Genomic DNA, 21,957 nt, shown 5'->3' on the forward strand with positions numbered 1-21,957 from the left:
GCCGAAAAACCCGCGCGGAATCCCGTGCGACGGCCTGTCGCAGTTCAAATGAAAAATAAATCGTGTACATTTTTCAGATTTAACTGGAACAAAGCGCCAGTTTTTTGCGAACATTCTGCCCGCCGTTGTGACCATAAACCAGCTTTTAGTCGCATAGCGACGCGACCCCACTGATTTTCACAACGGCTTCATGTAGTATGCCGCGCTTCGGACTACAAGAAGGGAAACCCCCGGTCCGAGCGGATATTGAGCAGAGTGAGGCAAGCAATGACTGAGCGCGTTCAAGTCGGTGGCCTTCAGGTCGCCAGAGTCCTGTTTGACTTCGTGAACAACGAAGCCATCCCCGGAACCGGCATTGCCGCCGAGAAGTTCTGGGCCGGTGTGGAAGCCGTCATCAACGACCTGGCTCCGAAGAACAAAGCCCTCCTCGCCAAACGCGATGAACTGCAGGCCAAGATCGACGCCTGGCACCAGGCGCGTGCCGGCCAGGCCCACGACGCAGTGGCCTATAAAGCGTTCCTCCAGGAGATCGGCTACCTGCTGCCGGAACCGGCAGACTTCCAGGCCACTACCCAGAACGTCGACGAAGAGATCGCCACCATGGCCGGCCCGCAGCTGGTCGTACCGGTGATGAACGCTCGCTTCGCCCTGAACGCCGCCAACGCGCGTTGGGGTTCGCTCTACGACGCCCTCTATGGCACCGACGCCATCAGCGAAGAAGGTGGCGCCGAGAAGGGCAAGGGCTACAACAAGGTTCGCGGTGACAAGGTGATCGCCTTCGCCCGCGCCTTCCTCGACGAGGCCGCGCCGCTGGAAGGCGCCTCCCACGTCGATGCCACCGCTTATGCAGTGAAGAACGGCCAACTGGCCGTGACCCTGAAGAACGGCAACGAAGTCGGCCTGAAGAATGCCGCCCAGTTCATCGCACTTCAGGGCGACGCTGCCAAGCCCGCCGCTGTGCTGCTGAAGAACAACGGCCTGCACTTCGAAATCCAGATCGATCCGACCAGCCCCATCGGCCAGACCGACGCCGCTGGCGTGAAAGACGTGCTGATGGAATCCGCGCTGACCACCATCATGGACTGCGAAGACTCCGTCGCCGCCGTCGATGCCGACGACAAGGTCGTGGTCTACCGCAACTGGCTCGGCCTCATGAAGGGCGACCTGGCTGAATCCGTCAGCAAGGGTGGCCAGACCTTCACCCGCACCATGAACCCGGACCGCGTCTACACCAAGGCCGACGGCACCGAGCTGACCCTGCACGGCCGCTCCCTGCTGTTCGTGCGTAACGTCGGTCACCTGATGACCAACCCGGCCATCCTCGACGCCGCTGGCAACGAAGTACCGGAAGGCATCCAGGACGGTCTGTTCACCGGCCTGATCGCACTGCACAACCTGAAGGGCAACACCAGCCGCAAGAACACCCGCACCGGCTCGATGTACATCGTGAAGCCGAAGATGCACGGTCCGGAAGAAGTGGCCTTCGCCACCGAAATCTTCGGCCGCGTGGAAGACGTGCTGGGCCTGCCGCGCAACACCCTGAAGGTCGGCATCATGGACGAAGAGCGCCGCACCACCGTCAACCTGAAGGCCTGTATCCAGGCCGCCGCCGAGCGCGTGGTGTTCATCAACACCGGCTTCCTCGACCGTACCGGTGACGAAATCCACACCTCCATGGAAGCCGGCGCCATGGTGCGCAAGGGCGCCATGAAAGCCGAAAAGTGGATCGGTTCCTACGAGAACAACAACGTCGACGTCGGCCTCGCCACCGGCCTGCAAGGCAAGGCGCAGATCGGCAAAGGCATGTGGGCCATGCCGGACCTGATGGCCGCCATGCTCGAGCAGAAGATCGGCCACCCGCTGGCCGGCGCGAATACCGCCTGGGTACCTTCGCCGACCGCCGCCACCTTGCACGCGCTGCACTACCACAAGGTCGACGTGTTCGCCCGTCAGGCCGAACTGGCCAAGCGCGCCGCCGCCTCGGTGGATGACATCCTGACCATCCCGCTGGCACCGAACACCAACTGGAGCGCCGAAGAGATCCAGAACGAACTGGACAACAACGCCCAGGGCATCCTCGGTTATGTAGTGCGCTGGATCGACCAGGGCGTCGGCTGCTCCAAGGTGCCGGACATCAACGATGTCGGCCTGATGGAAGACCGCGCCACCCTGCGTATCTCCAGCCAGCTGCTAGCCAACTGGCTGCGCCACGGCATCGTCAGCCAGGCCCAGATCGTCGAGAGCCTGGAGCGCATGGCCGCAGTGGTCGACCGCCAGAACGCCAACGACCCGCTGTACCGCCCGATGGCGCCGAACTTTGCCGACAACGTGGCCTTCCAGGCCGCGCTGGAACTGGTAGTGGAAGGCACCAAGCAGCCCAACGGCTACACCGAGCCGGTCCTGCACCGTCGTCGCCGTGAGTTCAAGGCTAAGAACGGGATCTAAGGTCCGCTCATGAAAAAACCGCCCTTCGGGGCGGTTTTTTCTTGCCCGCGAAAAAGTAGCGCGGGCATCGACGTAACGCTTGCATACAAAACTTGTGTACAAAATCCCCACTTTCAACCTCAGTCCATCGCACGCAAATCTGACTCGCAAGTCAATGAAATACAAAGACAAATCTCCGATGAACGGATGAAGTACGCGCCATAACTGGGCTGGGGATGACCTCAAGTGGTGCACATCAGGCGCGGCATCACCCCCAGAATCATCGCCCCCACCGGGTGGCACGAAACTGGCTTGCATACAAAAAACACAAAAACAGTGCACACAAGTTCACGGAGGCCCCATGGCGCCCACCCCACTCTCCGCTGCTACCCCGCTCGATGCCCCATCCGCCGATTCAGTGGCTCCAGGTGCGGTCGCCCTGAGCCCGCGCCTGTATAGCGCCGACCTGGCGCCAACCCGCGCGGCAAATCGCACTTGGGGGCGCTACAGCCTGTTCGCGTTGTGGACCAACGATGTGCACAACATCGCCAACTATTCCTTCGCCATCGGCCTCTTTGCCTTGGGCATGAGTGGCGCGCAGATCCTTGCGGCCTTCGCCCTTGGCGCGTTGGTGATCTATGGACTGATGAACCTTTCCGGCTATATGGGCCAGAAAACCGGCCTCCCCTACCCCGTGATGTGCCGGATCAGCTTCGGTATCCACGGCGCACAGGTTCCGGCGCTCATCCGCGCAGTCATCGCCATCGCCTGGTTCGGCATCCAGACCTACCTTGCCTCGGTTGTACTGCGCGTACTGCTGGCCGCTGTGGCGCCGGGACTGCGCGAGCTCGACCAGGATTCGATTCTCGGCCTGTCGACACTCGGCTGGATCACCTTCCTCGGCATCTGGTCCGTGCAGCTGGTGATCTTCGCCTATGGCATGGAGATGGTGCGCCGTTACGAATCCTTCGCCGGGCCGGTGATCCTGGTGACCTTCTCCGCCCTGGCCTTCTGGATGTACCAGCGCAGCGGCTTTTCCATCACCTGGTCCACCGGTGAAGGCTACAGTGGCTCGACGATGTGGTTGAAAGTGCTGGGCGCAGCCGCACTCTGGGTGTCGCTCTACGGCACCATGATTCTGAATTTCTGCGATTTCACTCGTAACTGCCCGGACCGCCGCACCATCAGCGTGGGTAACTTCTGGGGGTTGCCGGTGAACATGCTGGGCTTTGCGTTTATTGCAGTGGTGCTTGCCGGTGCGCAGTTCAGCATCGACGGCAAGTTGGTGCAGAGCCCGACCGAGATCGTCGCCAGCATCCCCAACACCGCAGGCCTGGTGCTGGCCTGCCTGGCCTTCCTGATCGTCACCGTGGCGGTAAACATCATGGCCAACTTCGTCGCCCCGGCCTACGTGCTCACCAACCTGGCGCCGAAATTACTGAACTTCCGGCGCGCCGGCCTGCTCAGCGCCACCATCGCAGTGCTCATCCTGCCCTGGCACCTGTACAACAGCCCGGCGGTGATCCTGTATTTCCTCGGCGGCCTCGGCGCCCTGCTCGGCCCGATGTACGGGATCATCGTCACCGACTACTACCTTGTGCGCCGCGGTCGGGTGAATCTGCCAGAGCTCTACAGTGAAAGTCGCGACGCCGCTTACCACTATCGTCGCGGCGTCAACCTTCGGGCGGTAGCGGCGTTCATCCCATCGGCGCTGATCGCCATCGTGCTGGCACTGCTACCCGCGTTCGAGTCCCTGTCGCAGTTCTCCTGGTTCTTCGGTGCCGGCCTTGGCGCACTGATCCACTACGCCATCGCCGAGCGCCACGCAGAGCACCCGGATGTATCCGGTGAAGAGATTGCAGTGGATAGCGCTCACCACTGAGGCGCGGTGACAGACATAAAAAAACCGCCTGTCCCTGGCGGTTTTTTTCAGGCGCTTTTCAGCGCGATGACTTTCGCTTTGGCTTTCGCTTTCGCCGGCCTGGGGCGCACCTCGGGTGGCGGAGCCTTGGGTTCGGGCGGGGTACCCAGCTCATTGCGTACCAGGTTGGTGAGACGGCTCATGTCCACCGGTTTGAGCATGAAATCGACCACCTTCATGTGCATCGCCTCGATGGCGTCCTGCACGTCGGCGTCGCCGGAAATGATAATGACCGGGAGGGTCGCCCGAGCCGACTGGCGCACCTGGCGCACCAGCTCGAGGCCGCTGCCGCATTGCATGTGCAGTTCGGTGATCATCAGGCCGATGGAGGGACGGGTGACCAGCAGCGCCAGAGCCTCTTCGCCACTTTCGGCGGTGATGCACGGAATCCCCTGGGCAACCAGCGTATCGGCCAGGGCATCGCGCCCGGACTCGTCGTCATCCACCAGCAGAACACTGGGCGGCGCGCTGGGTACGCGCATGATTTCATCAAGCGCTTGCAGCTCGGCTTCGCTCAGCAGGTCACCGTAACTCATGGGGTCGTTCCTCGAAGGGGCCTTCCATAGCAGGCCCAACTCCCCTCACTACTAGCTTTAGCACGGGGCACGCTGGTCGGATACGCAAAATGCAAGCAAGTTCCCGTGCAGAATGCAGCATCCGCCGAACGGTAGCGGCCTATCGGGATTTCCGACGATCTGCCTGCACACCCTTAGACTTACGTCCAATTTGTGTCCCCTGCCGCCACGCGCAGCATGACTCTCCTAACAAGAACGACGGGCAACAAGATGACCAAGGCAGACGCCTTCGCCCAGGCCGGCAAACAAGCGGTGCTGCAGAACGTCCATGGCACCATGGAGTTCCTGCAGAAGTACCCGCCCTTCAATCAGATGGAAAGCGCCCACCTCGCCTTTCTCGTCGAGCATTGCCTGCTGCGTTTCTATGCGGCGGGTGAATCCATCCTCAAGCCCCAGGATGGGCCGGTGGAGCACTTCTATATCGTCAAGCAAGGGCGTGTTGTGGGCGAACGCCCGCATTCGGCGCGACGCGGTACCGAGACCACTTTCGAGATCGCCAGCGGCGAATGCTTCCCACTGGCAGCCCTGCTCGGCGAGCGCGCCACCCGAACGGAGCACCTGGCCGGCGAAGACACCTTCTGCCTGCTGCTGGGCAAGGCCGCCTTCATAAAGCTGTTCGCCCTTTCCAACCCCTTCCGCGACTTCGCACTGCGCGGTGTCAGCAGCCTGCTCGATCAGGTCAACCAGCAGGTCCAGCTGCGTGCAGCGGAAACCCTTGGTGCCCAGTACTCTCTGGATTCCCGCCTGGGTGAGCTGGCGGTGCGTCACCCCATCGCCTGCCTGCCAGAACTGCCGCTGCGCGACGCGGTACGACTGATGCACGAGCAGCAGGTGGGCAGCATCGTGATCGTCGACGCCAGGCAGCGACCGCTGGGCATCTTCACTTTGCGCGACCTGCGCCGGGTGATCGCCGACGCCAGCGCCGACCTGGCCCAACCCATCGCCGAAGTCATGACCCAGGCACCCTTCCACCTGCCACCTGAAGCCAGTGCCTTCGACGCAGCCCTCGCCATGACCGAGCGGCATATTGCCCATGTCTGCGTGGTCAGCGACGAGCGCCTGCTGGGTGTGGTTTCCGAGCGGGACCTGTTCTCCCTGCAACGGGTCGACCTGGTGCACCTGGCGCGCACCATCCGCCACGCAGGCCGGGTCGAGACCCTGGCTGCCCTGCGGGGAGAAATCCAGCGCCTGGTGGACAGCATGCTCGCCCACGGCGCCAGTTCGACGCAGATCACCCGCATCATCACCCTGCTCAACGACCACACCGTGTGCCGCGTCATCGAGCTGGCCCTCGAAGAAATGGGCGACCCGGGCATCCCCTTCACCTGGCTCTGTTTCGGCAGCGAAGGCCGCTGCGAACAGACCCTGCATACCGACCAGGACAACGGAATCCTCTTCGAAGCTGCCGATGCGGTGGAGGCCGCCGCCATTCGCGGCCGCCTGTTGCCGCTTGCCGAGCGCATCAACCAATCCCTCGCACAATGCGGATTCGAGCTCTGCAAGGGCGGGATCATGGCCGGCAACCCCCAGCTCTGCCTGTCCCGCAGCGAATGGAGTCGGCGCTTCGCCAGCTTCGTCCGCGACGCAACGCCGGAAAACCTGCTGGGCTCCTCCATCTACTTCGACCTGCGCGCGGTGTGGGGCCCCACCGAGGGTTGCGCGGCATTGCAGCGGGAACTGCTGGTACTGGTGGCCGACAACAGCCTGTTCCAGCGCATGCTGGCCGACAACGCCCTGCGCCAGCGCCCGCCAGTGGGTCGATTCCGAGATTTCGTGGTCGCTCGCAAGGGCGCCGAAAAAGACACCCTCGACCTCAAGGTGCAGGGACTGACTCCCTTCGTCGACGGAGCCCGGCTGCTGGCGCTGGCCCACGGCATCAGCGCCTGCGGCACCCTGGAGCGCCTGCGTCAGCTGGTGGAGCGTGAGGTAGTGGACGCCCAGGACGGTGCTGCCTATGAAGAGGCCTACCACTTCATCCAACAGACCCGCATGCAGCAGCACCAGCACCAGGCGCGGCAAGGGTTGCCGTACTCCAACCGGCTCGACCCGGATACCCTCAATCACCTGGATCGGCGCATCCTGCGCGAGTCGTTCCGGCAGGCCCAGCGCCTGCAGTCCAGCCTGGCGCTACGCTATCAGCTATGAATGGTTTCCCCTGGTTCTCCCGCCGCACGCCACTGGCCCCGGACATGGCAGCCCGTCGCGACCGCCTGCCTGACCCGCAGGCACTGGACGCACGTCCCCTGCGCCAGCAGCGCTTCGTGGTCCTCGACCTGGAAACCAGCGGCCTGAACATGAGCCGGGATCTGGTGCTGTCCATAGGTGCGGTGAGCATCGACGACGGCGCCATCGACCTGGGCAATCAGTTCGAGTGCACCCTGCAACGCGAAACCGGCAAGCTGAACGCCAGCGTGCTGATCCATGGCATCGCGCCGAGCGAACTGGCAGCCGGTGTGGAGCCAGCCGAGGCTCTGCTGGGATTCATGGAGTTCCTCGGTGACAGTCCACTGCTGGCGTTCCACGCCACCTTCGATCAGCGCATGTTGAGCCGCGCCCTCAAGCAGGACCTCGACCACCGGCTGCGCCACTGCTTTCTCGACATTGCCGAACTGGCGCCCATGCTCTGCCCCGAGTCGGGAATCCGCAACGGCGGCCTGGACCAGTGGGTGGAGTACTTCGGCCTGCAAGTGCAGCAACGCCACAACGCCAGCGCCGATGCCCTGGTGACCGCCGAGATCGCCCTGATCCTCTTCAGCCGCGCTCGCCGCCAAGGCCTTGAAACCCCGGCAGCCCTGGCCTCCGCCCTCGCTCGCTGGCAACGCCGGCAGCACGTCCCCGCACTCTGAGACGTACCATCCGGTAGATTTCTTCGAACCCGCTCCGCCCCTTGGGCGTCGATTGAAGACCACCCAGGAAGCGGAGGTCTTCCCATGATCCGTCCACTCGCCCTCGCCCTGTCCGCCGCCCTGCTCTGCGGGACGGTCACGGCGGCGGATGTCACCTACTTCCCGGTGCCGGCTGGAACCAGCCCGCGTGACGTAGCGCCAGCCACTGATGGACGTGTCTGGTTCACTGCCCAGCGCGTGAGCTCAGTCGGACTGCTCGACCCCCTGACCGGAGAAACCCAGTTGATTACCCTGGGCGTAGGTGCCTCTCCCCGCGCCCTGGTGGTGGACCACGACGGCGCCGCCTGGATCACCGACCCCGGCCTGGACGCACTGGTCCGGGTCGACCCCGTAGACCTCTCCGTGCGCACCTTCCCGCTAAAGGGCAACACGACCGGCATCGGCCTCGAAGGCCTGGCGATGGATCGCAACGGTGACCTCTGGTTCACCGGACAACGGGGCTTCTACGGTCGTTTCAAGCCGGCCAACAACAGCATGGAAACCTGGCCGGCACCGGGTGGCCCCGGCCCCAATGGCATCACCGTGACACCCAATGGCGAGGTCTGGTACGCCAATGAAGCCGCCCGGCACATCGGCCGGATCGACCCCGACTCCGGTAGCGCCACGCTGGTGGATGTACCAGACGAAAGTGCCGGACCTCGCCTGATCTGGAGCGACTCGCGCGGCACCCTCTGGGTCGGCGAGGCCGGCAGCGGGCGCCTGAGCCGCTTCGATCCGTTGGGAGAAACCTGGAGTAGCTGGGACATACCCGGCCGCAACGCCGATGCCCACGCACTCTACGTCGATGAGCAGGAACGGGTCTGGCTGAGCGACTATCGTGCCAACGCCATCCTTCGCTTCAACCCGTTCAGTCGTCACTTCGCCAGTTTTCCCAGCGACCGACCCGCAGCCCGCGTGACCCACCTGTCCGGGCGCACCGGCGAAGTCTGGGGAGCCGAGTCCGCCCAGGATCGCCTGGTGATGATCCGATACTGAACTGTGGGAGGAAATTTTCGAGGAGGCGGCACGGTGATCCACTAGCCAACGCAAGGCGGCCCTTCGGGTCGCTTCGCGATCGAATCGCGCCAACAAACGTGATGCCGCTCCTGCGACAGGGGTCCCACATGCCCGACAGCATTCCAATGCGGTATAACTGCGCCATTGCACCGCTGCAGACGCCGAGGAATCCGCATGAGCGCCAGCCTGACCTTGTTCTTCTCCCCTACGTCCCCCTATGTCCGCAAGGTCATGGTGCTGCTCCACGAAACCGATCAGCTGGATAGGGTCAAACTGCACGGCGTGACCCTCACGCCGGTGAACCCCAGCGTCGAGGTGAACGAGCACAACCCCGCCGGCAAGATTCCCGCCCTGCAATTACCCGACGGCAGCGTGCTGCATGACAGCCGCGTGATCCTCGACTACTTCGACCACCAGCACAGCGGTCAACCCCTGATCCCCCGTGACGGTGGAGAGCGCTGGCGGCGCCTGACCCTGGCCTCTCTTGCCGACGCGGTGCTGGATGCCGCCATCCTCGTGCGTTACGAAACCTTCCTGCGCCCGGAAGACAGGCGCTGGGACGACTGGGTGCTGGGCCAGTGCGGCAAGATCGATCGCGCCCTGGAAACCTTCGAGAAGGCCGCCGACGAACTGGACGAGCGCTTCGACGTGGCTGCCATCAGCGCCGCCTGCGCCCTGGGCTACCTGGACTTCCGCATGCCCGATCTCAACTGGCGCCGCGACTGCCCGAAACTGGCCGCCTGGTATTCAACCGTCAGCCAGCGCCCTTCGCTGCTGGCCACGGCGCCTGCCCACTGAGTTTCGCTGTGCGCGGGGCAGACAGGCGCTGAACAACCTGTCCAGCTCCGCTGCCAGCTTCGCCGCGCACTCCTGATCCTCCCGTAGCCCCAGCAGCCTCATTCCACACCCCCCGATCGCCGGTACCAGAGGCGGAAGAAGCCTGCCGCCAGCACCAGCGCACCCTGGCCCAAGGCCGCGCAAAGTTCCAGGAAGGACCGCAGGGCCGGGTTGTTCGCGGCGTCCACCACGCCGGTCAGGCCCTGCCAGAAACCACCCGGAAGCAGCCACAGGGCCAGCCCCGCCAGTGGTTTTCCCGTGAACAGCCAGAGATCGATGAAACCGAAGGCGCCGGCGAACATCAGACTGCCGAGCAGCAGCACCGAAATCACCAGGCCTAGCAGGAAACAACCGCCGAATTGCACCAGTGCACGCATGGTCGCTCCTCCTCAGTTGCCGTTGGCTGGCTGGGCCCGGCCAACACCGTACCAGTCGAGCTTGCGGGTCAGCACCATCACGCAGGCGAGCAGACCGAACACCAGCAGGGAGCCCATCAGCAGGGCATAGTCCTCTGCACTGAGCAGGCCGTAGAGCATTCCGTAGAGCGCCGCCAACCCCAGGGTGAAACCACCACCGCGCTGCCAACTGTGCAGCACGTGGCTGACATAAAACCCCACCAGCGCCACACAGGCTGACGCCGAGATGGCATAGGCAATGACGAACTCCAGGTGCTCGGACAACGACAGCAGCAACAGGTAGAAGAATGCCAGGGCCAGCCCCACCAGCCCGTACTGCACCGGGTGCACCGCCAGACGCTTGAGCACTTCCATCAGGAAGAAGCCGGCGAAGGTCAGGGCGACGAACAACAAGGCGTATTTGATGGCGCGGTCGGTCTTCAGGTACTGATCCACCGGGTCAACGAAACTCACGCCGAAGTCCCGCGAGTAGAAGGCATCGCACTGCTCACCATCGGTGCACTGCGCCAGCGCTTCCTGCAGGTTCGTGGCGAAGAAGCTGGTCTGCCAGGTAGCGCTGAAGCCGTTGGCATCGATGTTGCGCTCGCTCGGCAGGAACTCGCCGATGAAGCTCGGGTGCGGCCAGGACGAGCTCAATTCCACTCGCGAATCGCGGCCCACCGGCGTGACGCTCAGGCTGGACGTGCCCTGCAGCTTGAGGTCGAAGGCAAAGTCGAGGCTCTGCACGACGCCCGCCTGCAGCGACGCCAACGGCACATGGACGCCCCCGTTCAGCAGGCGATCGCCGCTGCCGGGCTGGAAGTCCAGGGACTGGCCGTTCAAACGCAGCTTCAGGGCATTGCCGATGCCGCGGATATCACTGATACCCACTGCCAGGAACGGCTGTTCGAAGCGGTAGTCCCCGAGGTCGTCGCCGATGCCATAGTTGGCCGGAACCAGAATCTGCCCGCTGATCTGGCTGTCACTCTTGTACAGCCGCGCCTTGTAGATGCCCCGCGCACGCAGCTCGGTGTCGACGCTTCCGGCCAGGTTGAAGCGCTCCGGGAGGAAGTACAGCCGGCTGCTCACCTCGCGTTCCTCCAGATGGCGCTGGCCGGTCTGCTCGTAGGTCTTCCACTCGCGCACCGTGCGCTTGTAGGGCACCACGAGGATCGGCCCGGTGATCCGCTGGCTGTAGCTGGAACTCTGGGCGATGTTCGCCAGTACGCCATCACGCGCAGCCTGGCGTTCTCCGATCAGACCGTCGATCAGCATCAGCGGGATCATCAACAACAGCATCAACAGGGCGATGGTGCCCAGCTTGAATCCGAGGGTTCGGGTCATGGCGACTCTCCTTGTGTCGGGATGGGGAGAGTCTGCTGAGCGCCTGAGGTGGGCTTATGGGGAATGTGTGGAGAGTGTGTGGGGATTGGGAGGCAGAAGCTTGTTGCGGTGTGCTTCTTCTGTGGGGGCGAACTCATTGGCCAAGGGCAGCGCAGCTGACCCTTTTCATAACCTGCGTCCGATTTGCTCACCAGGCCCGATCGCAGGGTACGCCGTGCGCAACGGAAGTCCGCCCCATAAGCAGAGGTGCGCACAGCGCACCCTACAAGTGAGGCCAACCTGCGGTTGGGTTATGCCCCGCGAATGTACTGCTCCAGATGCTGGATCAGGCTTTCCTGTTCGGCGGTGATGTCGCGAACCAGGTCGCGGATGGAGAGCAGGCCCACCAGCTTGCCGTCGTGCAGTACAGGCAGGTGACGCAGGTTCTTTTCGGTCATCAGCTGCATGCAGTACTGGTTGCTGTCACGCGGGGTCACCACGAAGAGATTGGAGGTCATCACTTCTTCGATGGTGGTGGCATAGGCCGAACGTTCCAGCGCGGCCACACGGCGGACGAAGTCGCGCTCGGTGACGATGCCCACCAGTTCACCGCCCTGAATCACTACCAGCGCGCCAATGTCCTTCTCGGCCATCAGCAGGGCGGCTTCCAGTACGGTGGTCGTCGGGTCGACGCTGAAGAGTTGGGTATGGGATTTGGCTCTGAGAATCTCGGCGACGGTTTTCATCCAGCAGCTCCTGAAGGGCCTGAGGTTCTTGTAGTCAAAGGTCGACGCTTTGCAAAACGACCGAATCAAGAATCAAGCCAAAACCTGGTTACAGGGTGGCGACACCCGCCGAAAGTCAGGGCGTTGTCCTGGTCAATTTATAGTCGATGGTGGATACGGCCGACGTCACCGGGCGGCGGCCGCATATCAATCCACGACGGCAGGTAGTCGCAGGCAGGCTTCGACGCCACCCTCGACATTCAGTACACGCAGTTCTCCGCCATGGAGCCCGGCCACTTCCTGCACGAAATTGAGGCCGAGGCCGGTGCTCTTGCGCCCCGTTGCAGGGCGCGGCAGCGAATAGAAGCGCTCGGTGAGGCGCGGCAGCGCGAACTCGGGGATGGGTTCTCCCTGGTTGAACACGCGCAGCTCGAGCCAATCGCCCTGCTGCGCGGTTTCCAGCCGCAGTAGGCCACCGGAGGGGGTAAAGTCCAGGGCGTTGTCCAGCAGGTTCGCCAAGGCCTGGCTAAGTAGGAATCGCTCGCCGATCGCGCACAATCCTGGTGCGATCCGGTTCTCAACCTGCAAGCCCGCTGTTTCGATCCGCGCCGCCTGGGCTTGCAGCAACTCATCAGCCAGTTCGCGAAGCGGCACCGGCACCTGCTCCTCCAGCCCCTGGCGCTGCTCTACCTGGGCCAGGTTGAGCAGCCGTTCGACCAGTTGTTGCAGGCGCGCCCCCTCGTTGCCGATGTTGGCCACGAAGCGCTGCCGCTGTTCGGCCGGCATCTCGCCTTCCAATAGTTCGGCGGCGCCGCGAATGGCCGCCAACGGGCTCTTCAGCTCATGGGTCAAGGTATGCACGTAGCGCTCGACATAGGCCTTGCCTTCCAACTGGGTACGCATGCGCTCCACCGCGGTCGCCAGTTGGCGCAGCTCCCCGCCGCTCATGGCCGGCAGTTCCGCGCGCTGCCCTTCACTCACCGCCTGGGCGTAGTTGCGCAGGCGCCACAGCGAGCGGCTCAGCCACCAGGAGAGCAACCCGCCCACCAACAGGCCGAGGCCGATCAATCCGGCACCGAGCCAGGCCAGGCGTCTCTGCGAGCGCTCGATGTACGGCTGCAGCGAAGCGTTGGGCTTGGCGACCGACACGACGCCGATGATCCGCTCGCCATCGCGGATCGGCGCGGCTACGTACATGACCGACGAATCCGGGTCGTTCGGGTCTTCCCGGCTGGAGCGCGCGCCATATTGGCCGCGCAGGGTCAGGTAGACATCGTTCCAGCGCGAATAGTCCTGGCCCACCGCTACGCCACTGGAGTCCAGTAGCACCACGCCTCGGTTGTCAGTGACGTAGATACGGTGGTTCACCTGCGTCTTGCGAACGCCCCAGATGTCCGCCCCTGGCTGACGCTGGCCGTATGCGCGCAGCAGCTCGGGCAGGCGGCCCTGGTCGAGGGTGCCGGCGCGCACCTCGTCACGCAGGATTTCTGCCAGCAGGTTGGCGGTGTCCACCAGGGTTTCCTCGGTGGTCTGCCGCACGCCCGGGCGGATTTCGTCCATCACCGTACTGAGCACGAACCAGCCGGCCAGCCCGACGAAGAGGAAGTAGGCCAGGAAGATACGAATGCCCAAAGGCATCAGGCGTGATCCGGCGAGTAGCTGTAGCCCAGGCCGCGATGGGTCTGGATGGGCTCGGCGGTTGGCGCTACCTGGCGCAGCTTGGCGCGCAGGCTCTTGATGTGGCTGTCGATGTTGCGTTCGTAGCCGGCGTCGGCGGCCACGCCCAGGGCATCCAGCAACTGTTCGCGGCTGAAGACCCTTTCGGGTTGCGCCAGCAGGGCCTGGAGCAGACGGAATTCATGACGGGTCAGTCCGAGCAGCTGGCCGTGGTAGTGGATGCGCACCCGCTCTCCGTCCACCAGGAATGGCCCGCCGGCGCTGGGCGCCGCTGTCGTGTCGCGAGGGGCCGTGCGCTTGAGGATCGCACGCACGCGGGCCGCGACTTCGCGAGGACTGAAAGGCTTCACCACGTAATCGTCAGCGCCGATCTCCAGGCCAACCACCCGGTCAATTTCGGCGTTGCGCGCGGTGAGAAACAGCACCGGCACCTCGGAGAAACGCCGCAACGCCTTGCACAGTTCGAAGCCGCTGGTATCCGGCAGGCCCACGTCGAGGATGACCAGGTCCACCGCTTGCTGGCGCAGCAGTTCCAGCGCCGGTCCGCCGAGGTTGAGCCAGGTCGTGGCATTACCGTCGGCCTCAAGGGCATAGACCAGTGTGTCGGCGATGGACGATTCATCTTCGACGATGAGGATGTGCGGCATGGGCGTCCCGGCTCATGGAGGTGACAGGGGAAAGTGCCGCAGGGCACTCTCCCCGTCAATCAGCACTGCGGCTTGCCGGCGGTGAACTTGCGTCCGGCGTAGACGGCGGCCTTGAACTCGCGCAGGGCCTTGGCGCCGATCAGCAGCGGGTAGTTGAAGCTGGAACGGTCGGTGAGGTTGACCTCCACCGTACGCTTCACGCCGCCCAGGCACATCTCCATGTCCACCACCGGACGCTTGGAAATCTCCGCCGAGGGCGCTTCGTCCTCCTCGCCCAGTTCGTCGGCGCGGTTCTTGATCTTGCTCATGCGTGACAGGCGATGCTCGAACACCGTGTCATCGGCACCCTTGGTGGCGAGGCGGAAGCGCACCCATTCTTCGCCATCGCGCTTGAAGCGTTCGATGTCCTTGGCTGAAAGAGACGCGGTAAGGGCACCGGTATCCATCTTCGCCTTCATGGTCTGGCCGATCTCCGGCAGGCGCACGTACTCGTAGCGGCCGTAAAGGGTGGGTTCCTCGGCGGCGACAGCAGGCAGGGCCACCAGTGCAAGCAGGGCAATCAGGGGTTTCAACGCAGTCTCTCCTGGTTGAGGGGGTACGGTTCTGGGACTGGCCGGAGGGCCAATGGTTCGGATTCAATCGAATAGAGAGCCGCGTCCGTTTGTCACTCCGCTCCAGAGCTCATCGAGTTTCTTGAAACCCCAGTCCTCTGGCGACTCGCGGCTTTCGATGCGATCGCCCCTGGACAGGTCGACCACTTCCTGGGGAATGGGCACCTTGGATCGGGCCGAGAAGAACACCTTCACCCGTGGGGTCAACAGCGACTGCGGATGCTGCTCCAGCACCACGCCGAGGCGGCCGCTTTCCAGCCGCACCAGCGAGCCGGTGGGGTAGATTCCAACGGATTTGACGAAGGCCTGGAACACATGGGGATCGAAGTGGCCCTTGGTCCACTCGGCCATCTTGCGCAGCGCTTCGGCGGGGCTCCAGCCCTGCTTGTAGGGGCGATCGGAGGTGATGGCGTCGTACACATCGCAGATCGCCGCCATGCGCGCCAGCAGGCTGATCTTCTCGCCAGCGAGGCGATGCGGATAGCCGGTCCCGTCGAACTTCTCGTGGTGATGCAGGCAGACGTCCAGTACCGCGGCACTGACCTGACGGCTATCGAGCAGGATGCGCGCGCCGGCCGTGGGATGCTTGCGCACCTCGATGAATTCGCCATCCGTGAGTTTGTCCGGCTTGTTCAGCAGCTCCAACGGCACCGCCATCTTGCCTATGTCGTGCAGCAGGCCGGCCAGGCCCGCTTCGCGCACCTGGTCGTCAGCCATCCCCAACTGACGCGCCAGCGCCACCATCAGCGCGCAAACGGCCACCGAGTGCATGTAGGTGTATTCGTCGCTGGTCTTCAGTCGCGCCAGGCTGATCAGCGCATTGGGGTGGCGGATCACCGACTCGGTGATCTGCTCCACAAGGACGGCGGCCTGCTCCACTTCCACGGCGTGGCCCAGTCTGGCGTCGTTGAACATTGCCACCACCGCCTGCTTGGAGCGGGCGCACAGGCGCAAGGCACGGCCTACTTCCTCTTCCAGGCTGACCGGCTCGGCGGTGTGGACTGGAGCCTGCGCCTCCGCCGACTGCAACTGGCCTTCGGCCTGCGCTTCGACCTCTTCGGCGCTTTCCCCTGCGTCGACATCCAATCCCCTGGCAGTGTCGATCCAGACTTCGCCCACAGTGCTGTCGACAATGCGTTGCAGGTCCTTGCCGCTGGCCAGGAGGAAACTGGTCTTCCAGAAGGGATGGTCCATCCATGAGCCGCACAACTCCTGGATGTACATGCCGATTCGCAAATCGGCCACGGCTATTCGTTTCAGCACGTCGGGTTCGCATGGCAGGCGATATCAGGGCGACAGCATAATCCAGCTCGGCCAGCCGGACACAGGCACCTGTAGCCAGGGCTGACCGCTCGTCGCATCGGCAGCGACTGGTTATGATGGCGCGCACACCAGAGGACGAGGAGTCGAGGACCCATGCGGCCGTTGCTGACCGGAATCGCCACCACCCTGCTGCTGTTGCTCAACACCCTGATCCTGATCGGCCCGATGCTGGCCGTCGCCCTGCTCAAGCTGGTCCTGCCCGGCCAGGCACTGCGCGACGCCTGCTCACGCGGCGTGATGTGGATCGCCGAAGCCTGGGCAGAGAACTGCAAGCGTGTGTTCGCCGTGTTCACCCCGACCCACTGGGATATCCGTGGCGGCGAGGGGCTGCGCAACGACACGTCCTACCTGGTCATCAGCAACCACCAGTCCTGGGTGGACATTCCCGCGCTGGTCCAGGCCTTCAACCGCAAGGCGCCCTACTTCAAGTTCTTCCTGAAGAAGGAGCTGATCTGGGTGCCCTTCCTCGGGCTGGCCTTCTGGGCCCTCGACTACCCCTTCATGAAGCGCTACAGCAAGGCCTTCCTGGACAAACACCCGGAGATGAAGGGCAAGGACCTGGAAATCACCAAAGCCGCCTGCGAGAAGTTCAAGCGCATGCCGGTAACAGTGGTGAACTACCTCGAAGGCACCCGATTCACTCCCGTGAAACACGCCAACCAGGGTTCGCCCTACCAGTACCTGCTCAAACCCAAGGCCGGCGGCGTCGCCTTCGTCCTGGCCGCGCTGGGCGAGCAACTGGATGCCATTCTCGACGTCACCCTGATTTACCCCGGTAACGGCGTGCCGGGTTTCTGGGCGTTGCTGTCCGGCCGGGTGCCACAGGTCATCGTGGATATCCAGACCCGTCCGCTGGACCCCGCCCTGTGGCAGGGCGATTACGAGAACGATGGGGAATTCCGCCAGTACGTGCAGAACTGGGTGAGCCTGCTATGGCAGGAAAAGGACGCGCGCATCGGCCAGCTGCGTGCGCAGGTGCGGGGCTAGGCGCCGAAACGCCCGCCCGCGAGTTGCTTCAGGTCGACAGGCCATTCACCGGAACGGCCTGGCCAGCCGGATTGGCCGGGCTGGACGGCACCTGCGGTACGGTCCATTGCCAGAGGCTGCCAAGGTTCTGCAGCAGCGATTCGGCCAGGCCCTGCTGGCCGAGGAAGGACAGGATCAGCGGAGCGAACCGGCCGATCAGGCCGCTATCCATCCCCAGCGAACCGAACGCCTGGCTCACGTCAGTCATGCTGTGCATCTGCTGACCGGCGAGCACGCCGGGCTGACTGCCCAGGACGTTGCCCGACTGCTGGCCGAGCAAGCCGCCGATGCTGCTGAGCAACCCCTGGGTATTAGGATCAGTGAGCACACCTACACCCGGCACCGCCTGGTCGAGCTGGGCAAACTGGTCGGCCGGCAGATTGTTGCGCGCCAGGCCGAACAACGCGGTCAGTCCACCCAGAGCCTGCTCCGGGCTGACCTGCAACTGGCCACCCAACTGCTCCAGCAACGCCGCCGACTCCGCTGGCGCAACACCCGGCGCCGTCTCCTGATGCCCGCTCGCGGCAGCGGCGGCGACGACATCGCCCAGGGTAACGGCGAATACCGGGCTGGCCGCCAGGGTCAGCATGGTCGCCAGTGTCAGGCTTCGGGAAATGTGCATAGGTCGACCTCAAGGAAAAGTCCGCGCCGGAACACTACGTACCGGACTGTGAGCGGAGACTCGGCCTTATGACTGCGGCACCGGGGTCTGCGTTCCCGACATTCTGTCGGTTGCCTGGCGTCGCCCCCGGACATCCCTGCACACGGCAGCCGTGAACTAGCCTTGAAGAACACCCTCCCCGGTCTGCCGCCATGAGCGAAAACCGCATCGCCGAACTCGATGGCGCCCTCCCCGGCCTGGCACGCAAGATTCGCGTACTGGAAGCCATTGCCTGGCCCGATGGCATCGAAGAACGCTTTCTCGACGACTGGCGCGCCGGGCGCCCGAGACTCCCCGAAGTGGCACTGACCCCCCGGGATCACAGCGCCGAGATCGAAGCCCTGGAAACCCTTGCCGGCCAATGCGACAAGGGCCACCCGGCCGGCGCCTTCCTCGCCGCCACCGCACGCAGTTACGCCTGCGCCGGACACATGCTGGGCGCCATCGGCACGCCAGCCTTCAGCGACTACTCCGCGCGTCTCTACCAGCGTCCCGATCACTACTACGAACGGCAGAAAATGACGCCCCTGGACGCGGCGCGGTTCTTCCTCGACACCACCGACGCCCTTCTGGACAGTCGCTGCATCCCCGCGACCGACGCTTGCATCCCCGCCGAGGACTTCGCCACCTGGATGCGCACCGAAGTGGACGCTTTCTTCGGCCCCGACAAGGTTCGCGTCGTGGTGGACCCGGACCTCGCCTCAAAAGCCATCGCCGGCGCCACCCGCATCCGCCTGCGGGCTTCCGCGCGTTTTTCCGAGCTGGACAAGGCCCAGCTGCTGCAGCACGAGGCATTCGTCCATGCCGGTACCGCACTGAACGGTCGGGCGCAGAAGCGCCTGACCAGCCTGGCCCTTGGCGCACCGCGCACCACGCTGACCCAGGAGGGCATCGCCATGCTCGCCGAGCTGATCACCGGCAGCATCGACATCCAGCGGCTGCGCCGTATCGCCCTGCGAGTGGTGGCGGTACAGCAGGCACTCGACGGTGCCGACTTCATTGAGGTGTTCAAGGGCTTCCTGGACGCAGGGCAGACCGAAGAAGAGTCGTTCCGCTCAACCCAGCGCGTGTTCCGAGGCGCCGATGTCCGCGGTGGCAGTGCTTTCACGAAGGACGCGTGCTACGTGATCGGCATGCTTGGCGTGCACACCCTGTTGCGCGTGGCGGTGCGCGACAACCGCCCGGAATTGCTGCGCCAGCTGTTCGCCGGGCGGATGAGCGCAGGCGACGTGGTGCGCCTGTCGCCGCTGTTCGAATCCGGCTGGCTGGAGCAGCCACGCTACGTTCCGCCCTGGGCCGCCGACCTGCGTCGCCTGGCCGCTACCCTGGCGTTCTCCGCCTTCGTCGGGCGGATCAAGCTGGATATGGTGAGTCTCGAGCGCTTTGTCGAACTGGAAGAAGAATGATGCCCTTGCAGGTTTACTACTTTTCGCCGGATACAAAAAAAGGGGCCCCGAAGGGCCCCTTGAGGGACAGACGCCGCGGCTGTCACATCACGGCGTCGGGGGTATTGCAGTCGATCAGGCCGCGCTGAAGGTCTTGTGCGGGTCGATGACGAACTTCTTCGGCACGCCGGCATCGAACTCGCCATAGCCACGCGGTGCGTCGTCCAGGCTGATGACCTGCACGCCCACCACTTCGGCGATATTGATGCGGTCCCACATGATCGCTTGCATGAGTGCGCGGTTGTACTTCATCACCGGGGTCTGGCCAGTGTGGAAGCTGTGGGATTTCGCCCAGCCGAGGCCGAAGCGAATACTCAGGCTGCCGATCTTCGCCGCGGCGTCCACGGCACCCGGATCTTCGGTGACGTAAAGGCCGGGGATACCGATCTTGCCGGCCACGCGGGTGACTTGCATGAGCGAGTTCAGCACAGTGGCCGGGGCTTCGTGCTTGGCACCTTCGTGGCCGTGGCCGCGAGCTTCGAAGCCCACCGCATCCACCGCGCAATCCACTTCCGGCTCTCCCAGCAGCGCAGCGATCTGCTCGTGCAGCGGGGTGTCCAGCGACAGGTCGGCGATCTCGAAGCCCTGCGCCTTGGCGTGGGCCAGTCGGGCGGGGTTGAGGTCGCCGACGATAACCACGGCGGCGCCCAGCAGGCGAGCGGAGGCGGCAGCGGCCAGGCCGACCGGGCCGGCACCGGCCACGTACACGGTGCTGCCCGGGCCAACGCCGGCAGTTACGGCGCCGTGGTAGCCGGTGGGCAGGATGTCGGAAAGGCAGGTCAGGTCACGGATCTTCTCCATGGCCTTGTCGCGATCCGGCAGCTTGAGCAGGTTGAAGTCGGCGTAGGGCACCAGCACGTACTCGGCCTGGCCACCGGTCCAGTCGCCCATGTCGACATAGCCGTAGGCGCCGCCAGCGCGGGCCGGATTGACGGTCAGGCAAACGCCGGTGTGCATTTCCTTGCAGGAACGGCAGCGGCCGCAGGCCACGTTGAAGGGTACGGAAACCAGGTCGCCGATCTGCAGGTTCTCTACGTCACGGCCCTTCTCGATCACCTCACCGGTGATCTCGTGGCCAAGCACGAGGCCTACCTGGGCGGTGGTACGACCGCGCACCATGTGCTGGTCCGAGCCGCAGATGTTGGTGGAGACGACTTTCAGGATGACCCCGTGCTCGATCTTCTTGCCGCGAGGGTCCTGCATTTTGGGGTAGTCGATCTTCTGGACTTCGACCTTGCCCGAACCGAGATAAACGACACCACGATTACCAGACATGCGTAATTCTCCGTTGTTGTTGTGAATACAAAGGCGCGACCGACGGCCACGCGGCCTTGCACTGGAGCTTGCGTCTGTTGCCGGAGCCCACCGGTGAAACCTGGCAGAGGCGGACTCCGTGAAAGCAGGGTGCGCCGTGCGCACCATTGAATCTGACGGAAGAAGGCGCACCCTCTCCCCCGACCCTCTCCCGGAAGGGAGAGGGGAAAAGCCTCAAGCGTTGAGCACCACCGTGCGGTTGGCGTTGAGGAACACCCGGCGTTCGATGTGGTAGCCGACGGCTTTGGCCAGGGTCAGGCACTCGATGTCGCGGCCCTTGGCGATCAGGTCTTCGGGGTAGTGCGCGTGATCCACCGCTTCGACGCCCTGGGCGATGATCGGACCTTCGTCCAGGTCGTTATTGATGTAATGCGCCGTGGCCCCCACCAGCTTGACGCCCTTCTGGTAGGCCTGGTGGTAGGGCTTGGCGCCCTTGAAGCCGGGCAGCAGCGAGTGGTGGATGTTGATTGCCCAGCCATCGAGCCTTTTGCACAACTCGGGTGACAGCACCTGCATGTAGCGGGCGAGCACCACCAGTTCGGCACCCGTGTCCTCGATCACCTGCAACACCTTGCGCTCTTGCGACGGCTTGTCGTTCGGGTCGAGGGGGAAGTGGTGATAGGGAATCCCGTGCCAGCGGGCGAGCGGCTCCAGGTCCGGGTGGTTGGACACCACTGCGACCACATCCATGGCCAACTGGCCGATACGCTGGCGATAGAGCAGGTCGTTCAGGCAGTGGTCGGCCTTGGACACCATCAGCACCACCTTCGCGCGATAACCGGGCGGCGTCAGTTCCACCTGCATATCGAAGGGCGCCAGGCGCTCGGCGAGGCCGGCGCGGAAGGACTGCTCGTCGAAGTCGTCCGGCTGGCGGAACTCGACACGGATGAAGAAGCGCGAAGACAGCCGGTCATCGAAGGAATGGTGTTCGGTGACGTAGCAGCGCTGCTCGAAGAGAAAGCGCGTCACTGCATCCACGGTACCGAGCACGCTCGGGCAGTGGGCGGTGAGAATCCAGGTATCGGGTGTGCGGCTCATCTCGATCTCCAACGGCGCAACAACGTAGGTTGGTGCTGAGCTTGCGAAGCCCAACAAGGAGCGCGCAGCGCTCCCTGAAGTCCATCCGGGCCCCGAGTCGTTGGGCTTCGCTG

General features: G+C 64.1%; 18 protein-coding genes and 1 pseudogene. 8 read left to right on the plus strand and 11 right to left on the minus strand.

Annotation, left to right across the window (positions count from 1 at the left end; genetic code table 11):
- Positions 1 to 267 precede the first annotated feature (267 nt).
- Complete coding sequence (locus E8E75_RS10785; RefSeq protein ID WP_153920371.1) at positions 268 to 2,445, plus strand: malate synthase G; 2,178 nt, start codon at positions 268 to 270, stop codon at positions 2,443 to 2,445.
- A gap of 340 nt (positions 2,446 to 2,785) precedes the next feature.
- Entirely contained in the window at positions 2,786 to 4,306 is a 1,521-nt protein-coding gene (locus E8E75_RS10790) for an NCS1 family nucleobase:cation symporter-1 (protein WP_153920369.1), read from the plus strand.
- A 143-nt stretch (positions 4,307 to 4,449) separates the two neighbouring features.
- Here E8E75_RS10790 and E8E75_RS10795 read toward each other — a convergent pair.
- A pseudogene (locus tag E8E75_RS10795) lies at positions 4,450 to 4,881 on the minus strand (response regulator); the annotation flags it as partial.
- Positions 4,882 to 5,130: 249 nt separating this feature from the next.
- Between E8E75_RS10795 and E8E75_RS10800 the strand changes: the two are divergent.
- The 4 genes from E8E75_RS10800 to E8E75_RS10815 all read left to right on the plus strand — a co-directional run bounded on the left by E8E75_RS10800 (position 5,131) and on the right by E8E75_RS10815 (position 9,620).
- The gene (locus E8E75_RS10800) at positions 5,131 to 7,065 is read left to right on the plus strand and encodes a putative nucleotidyltransferase substrate binding domain-containing protein (RefSeq protein WP_153920365.1); all 1,935 of its coding nucleotides are present in this window, start codon (positions 5,131 to 5,133) and stop codon (positions 7,063 to 7,065) included.
- Positions 7,062 to 7,766: a 3'-5' exonuclease gene (locus E8E75_RS10805; RefSeq protein ID WP_120653427.1), complete on the plus strand. Its 705-nt coding sequence runs from the start codon at positions 7,062 to 7,064 to the stop codon at positions 7,764 to 7,766. The genes E8E75_RS10800 and E8E75_RS10805 overlap by 4 nt, the downstream gene beginning before the upstream one ends.
- 84 nt (positions 7,767 to 7,850) lie before the next feature.
- Positions 7,851 to 8,801 (plus strand): lyase, encoded by a 951-nt coding sequence (locus E8E75_RS10810; RefSeq protein ID WP_153920363.1) that lies wholly within the window; start codon positions 7,851 to 7,853, stop codon positions 8,799 to 8,801.
- A gap of 195 nt (positions 8,802 to 8,996) precedes the next feature.
- Positions 8,997 to 9,620, plus strand: coding sequence for a glutathione S-transferase family protein (locus tag E8E75_RS10815; protein WP_120653429.1), 624 nt, complete (start codon positions 8,997 to 8,999; stop codon positions 9,618 to 9,620).
- A gap of 98 nt (positions 9,621 to 9,718) precedes the next feature.
- Here the strand turns inward: E8E75_RS10815 and E8E75_RS10820 are convergent, their stop codons facing one another.
- From E8E75_RS10820 to E8E75_RS10850, 7 genes are all read right to left on the minus strand, one after another.
- Positions 9,719 to 10,036 (minus strand): hypothetical protein, encoded by a 318-nt coding sequence (locus tag E8E75_RS10820; protein WP_120653430.1) that lies wholly within the window; start codon positions 10,034 to 10,036, stop codon positions 9,719 to 9,721.
- 12 nt (positions 10,037 to 10,048) lie between these two features.
- Positions 10,049 to 11,398, minus strand: a complete 1,350-nt coding sequence (gene creD, locus E8E75_RS10825) for a cell envelope integrity protein CreD (RefSeq protein ID WP_120653431.1) — start codon at positions 11,396 to 11,398, stop codon at positions 10,049 to 10,051.
- A gap of 290 nt (positions 11,399 to 11,688) precedes the next feature.
- The gene (locus tag E8E75_RS10830; protein WP_120653432.1) at positions 11,689 to 12,123 is read right to left on the minus strand and encodes a CBS domain-containing protein; all 435 of its coding nucleotides are present in this window, start codon (positions 12,121 to 12,123) and stop codon (positions 11,689 to 11,691) included.
- 186 nt (positions 12,124 to 12,309) lie between these two features.
- Positions 12,310 to 13,740, minus strand: a complete 1,431-nt coding sequence (creC, locus tag E8E75_RS10835) for a two-component system sensor histidine kinase CreC (RefSeq protein WP_120653433.1) — start codon at positions 13,738 to 13,740, stop codon at positions 12,310 to 12,312.
- On the minus strand, positions 13,740 to 14,426 hold the full coding sequence (creB, locus tag E8E75_RS10840; RefSeq protein WP_120653434.1) for a two-component system response regulator CreB: 687 nt from the start codon (positions 14,424 to 14,426) through the stop codon (positions 13,740 to 13,742). Before creB ends, creC begins: the two co-directional genes overlap by 1 nt.
- A 59-nt stretch (positions 14,427 to 14,485) precedes the next feature.
- A complete protein-coding gene (locus tag E8E75_RS10845; RefSeq protein WP_120653435.1) occupies positions 14,486 to 14,998 on the minus strand; it encodes an ATP-dependent zinc protease in 513 nt (170 codons plus the stop codon).
- Between the two features lie 63 nt (positions 14,999 to 15,061).
- Entirely contained in the window at positions 15,062 to 16,300 is a 1,239-nt protein-coding gene (locus tag E8E75_RS10850; protein ID WP_120653436.1) for an HD-GYP domain-containing protein, read from the minus strand.
- Between the two features lie 153 nt (positions 16,301 to 16,453).
- Here E8E75_RS10850 and E8E75_RS10855 point away from each other — a divergent pair, with 153 nt between their 5' ends.
- On the plus strand, positions 16,454 to 17,347 hold the full coding sequence (locus tag E8E75_RS10855) for an acyltransferase (protein WP_120653437.1): 894 nt from the start codon (positions 16,454 to 16,456) through the stop codon (positions 17,345 to 17,347).
- A 28-nt stretch (positions 17,348 to 17,375) separates the two neighbouring features.
- On the opposite strand, the gene E8E75_RS10860 is transcribed toward E8E75_RS10855, so the two are convergent.
- Positions 17,376 to 18,008, minus strand: a complete 633-nt coding sequence (locus tag E8E75_RS10860; RefSeq protein WP_120653438.1) for a DUF2780 domain-containing protein — start codon at positions 18,006 to 18,008, stop codon at positions 17,376 to 17,378.
- Positions 18,009 to 18,199: 191 nt separating this feature from the next.
- On the opposite strand from E8E75_RS10860, the gene E8E75_RS10865 reads away from it, so the two are divergent.
- Positions 18,200 to 19,453, plus strand: coding sequence for a flavohemoglobin expression-modulating QEGLA motif protein (locus tag E8E75_RS10865; RefSeq protein WP_153920357.1), 1,254 nt, complete (start codon positions 18,200 to 18,202; stop codon positions 19,451 to 19,453).
- 114 nt (positions 19,454 to 19,567) lie between these two features.
- Here E8E75_RS10865 and fdhA read toward each other — a convergent pair whose 3' ends face one another.
- Both fdhA and purU read right to left on the minus strand, forming a co-directional pair.
- The gene (gene fdhA / locus E8E75_RS10870) at positions 19,568 to 20,767 is read right to left on the minus strand and encodes a formaldehyde dehydrogenase, glutathione-independent (protein WP_120653440.1); all 1,200 of its coding nucleotides are present in this window, start codon (positions 20,765 to 20,767) and stop codon (positions 19,568 to 19,570) included.
- 213 nt (positions 20,768 to 20,980) lie between these two features.
- Complete coding sequence (gene purU, locus E8E75_RS10875; protein WP_120653441.1) at positions 20,981 to 21,844, minus strand: formyltetrahydrofolate deformylase; 864 nt, start codon at positions 21,842 to 21,844, stop codon at positions 20,981 to 20,983.
- Positions 21,845 to 21,957 lie beyond the last annotated feature (113 nt).

Source organism: Pseudomonas sp. BN606, from assembly GCF_029873115.1.
Taxonomy (GTDB): Bacteria; Pseudomonadota; Gammaproteobacteria; order Pseudomonadales; family Pseudomonadaceae; genus Metapseudomonas.

Coding starts and splice junctions, on each gene's coding strand:
- E8E75_RS10785 (WP_153920371.1), top strand. CDS start 268: ATGACTGAGCGCGTTCAAGTCGGTGGCCTTCAGGTCGCCAGAGTCCTG.
- E8E75_RS10790 (WP_153920369.1), top strand. CDS start 2,786: ATGGCGCCCACCCCACTCTCCGCTGCTACCCCGCTCGATGCCCCATCC.
- E8E75_RS10800 (WP_153920365.1), top strand. CDS start 5,131: ATGACCAAGGCAGACGCCTTCGCCCAGGCCGGCAAACAAGCGGTGCTG.
- E8E75_RS10805 (WP_120653427.1), top strand. CDS start 7,062: ATGAATGGTTTCCCCTGGTTCTCCCGCCGCACGCCACTGGCCCCGGAC.
- E8E75_RS10810 (WP_153920363.1), top strand. CDS start 7,851: ATGATCCGTCCACTCGCCCTCGCCCTGTCCGCCGCCCTGCTCTGCGGG.
- E8E75_RS10815 (WP_120653429.1), top strand. CDS start 8,997: ATGAGCGCCAGCCTGACCTTGTTCTTCTCCCCTACGTCCCCCTATGTC.
- E8E75_RS10820 (WP_120653430.1), bottom strand. CDS start 10,036: ATGCGTGCACTGGTGCAATTCGGCGGTTGTTTCCTGCTAGGCCTGGTG.
- creD (WP_120653431.1), bottom strand. CDS start 11,398: ATGACCCGAACCCTCGGATTCAAGCTGGGCACCATCGCCCTGTTGATG.
- E8E75_RS10830 (WP_120653432.1), bottom strand. CDS start 12,123: ATGAAAACCGTCGCCGAGATTCTCAGAGCCAAATCCCATACCCAACTC.
- creC (WP_120653433.1), bottom strand. CDS start 13,740: ATGCCTTTGGGCATTCGTATCTTCCTGGCCTACTTCCTCTTCGTCGGG.
- creB (WP_120653434.1), bottom strand. CDS start 14,426: ATGCCGCACATCCTCATCGTCGAAGATGAATCGTCCATCGCCGACACA.
- E8E75_RS10855 (WP_120653437.1), top strand. CDS start 16,454: ATGCGGCCGTTGCTGACCGGAATCGCCACCACCCTGCTGCTGTTGCTC.
- E8E75_RS10860 (WP_120653438.1), bottom strand. CDS start 18,008: ATGCACATTTCCCGAAGCCTGACACTGGCGACCATGCTGACCCTGGCG.
- E8E75_RS10865 (WP_153920357.1), top strand. CDS start 18,200: ATGAGCGAAAACCGCATCGCCGAACTCGATGGCGCCCTCCCCGGCCTG.
- fdhA (WP_120653440.1), bottom strand. CDS start 20,767: ATGTCTGGTAATCGTGGTGTCGTTTATCTCGGTTCGGGCAAGGTCGAA.
- purU (WP_120653441.1), bottom strand. CDS start 21,844: ATGAGCCGCACACCCGATACCTGGATTCTCACCGCCCACTGCCCGAGC.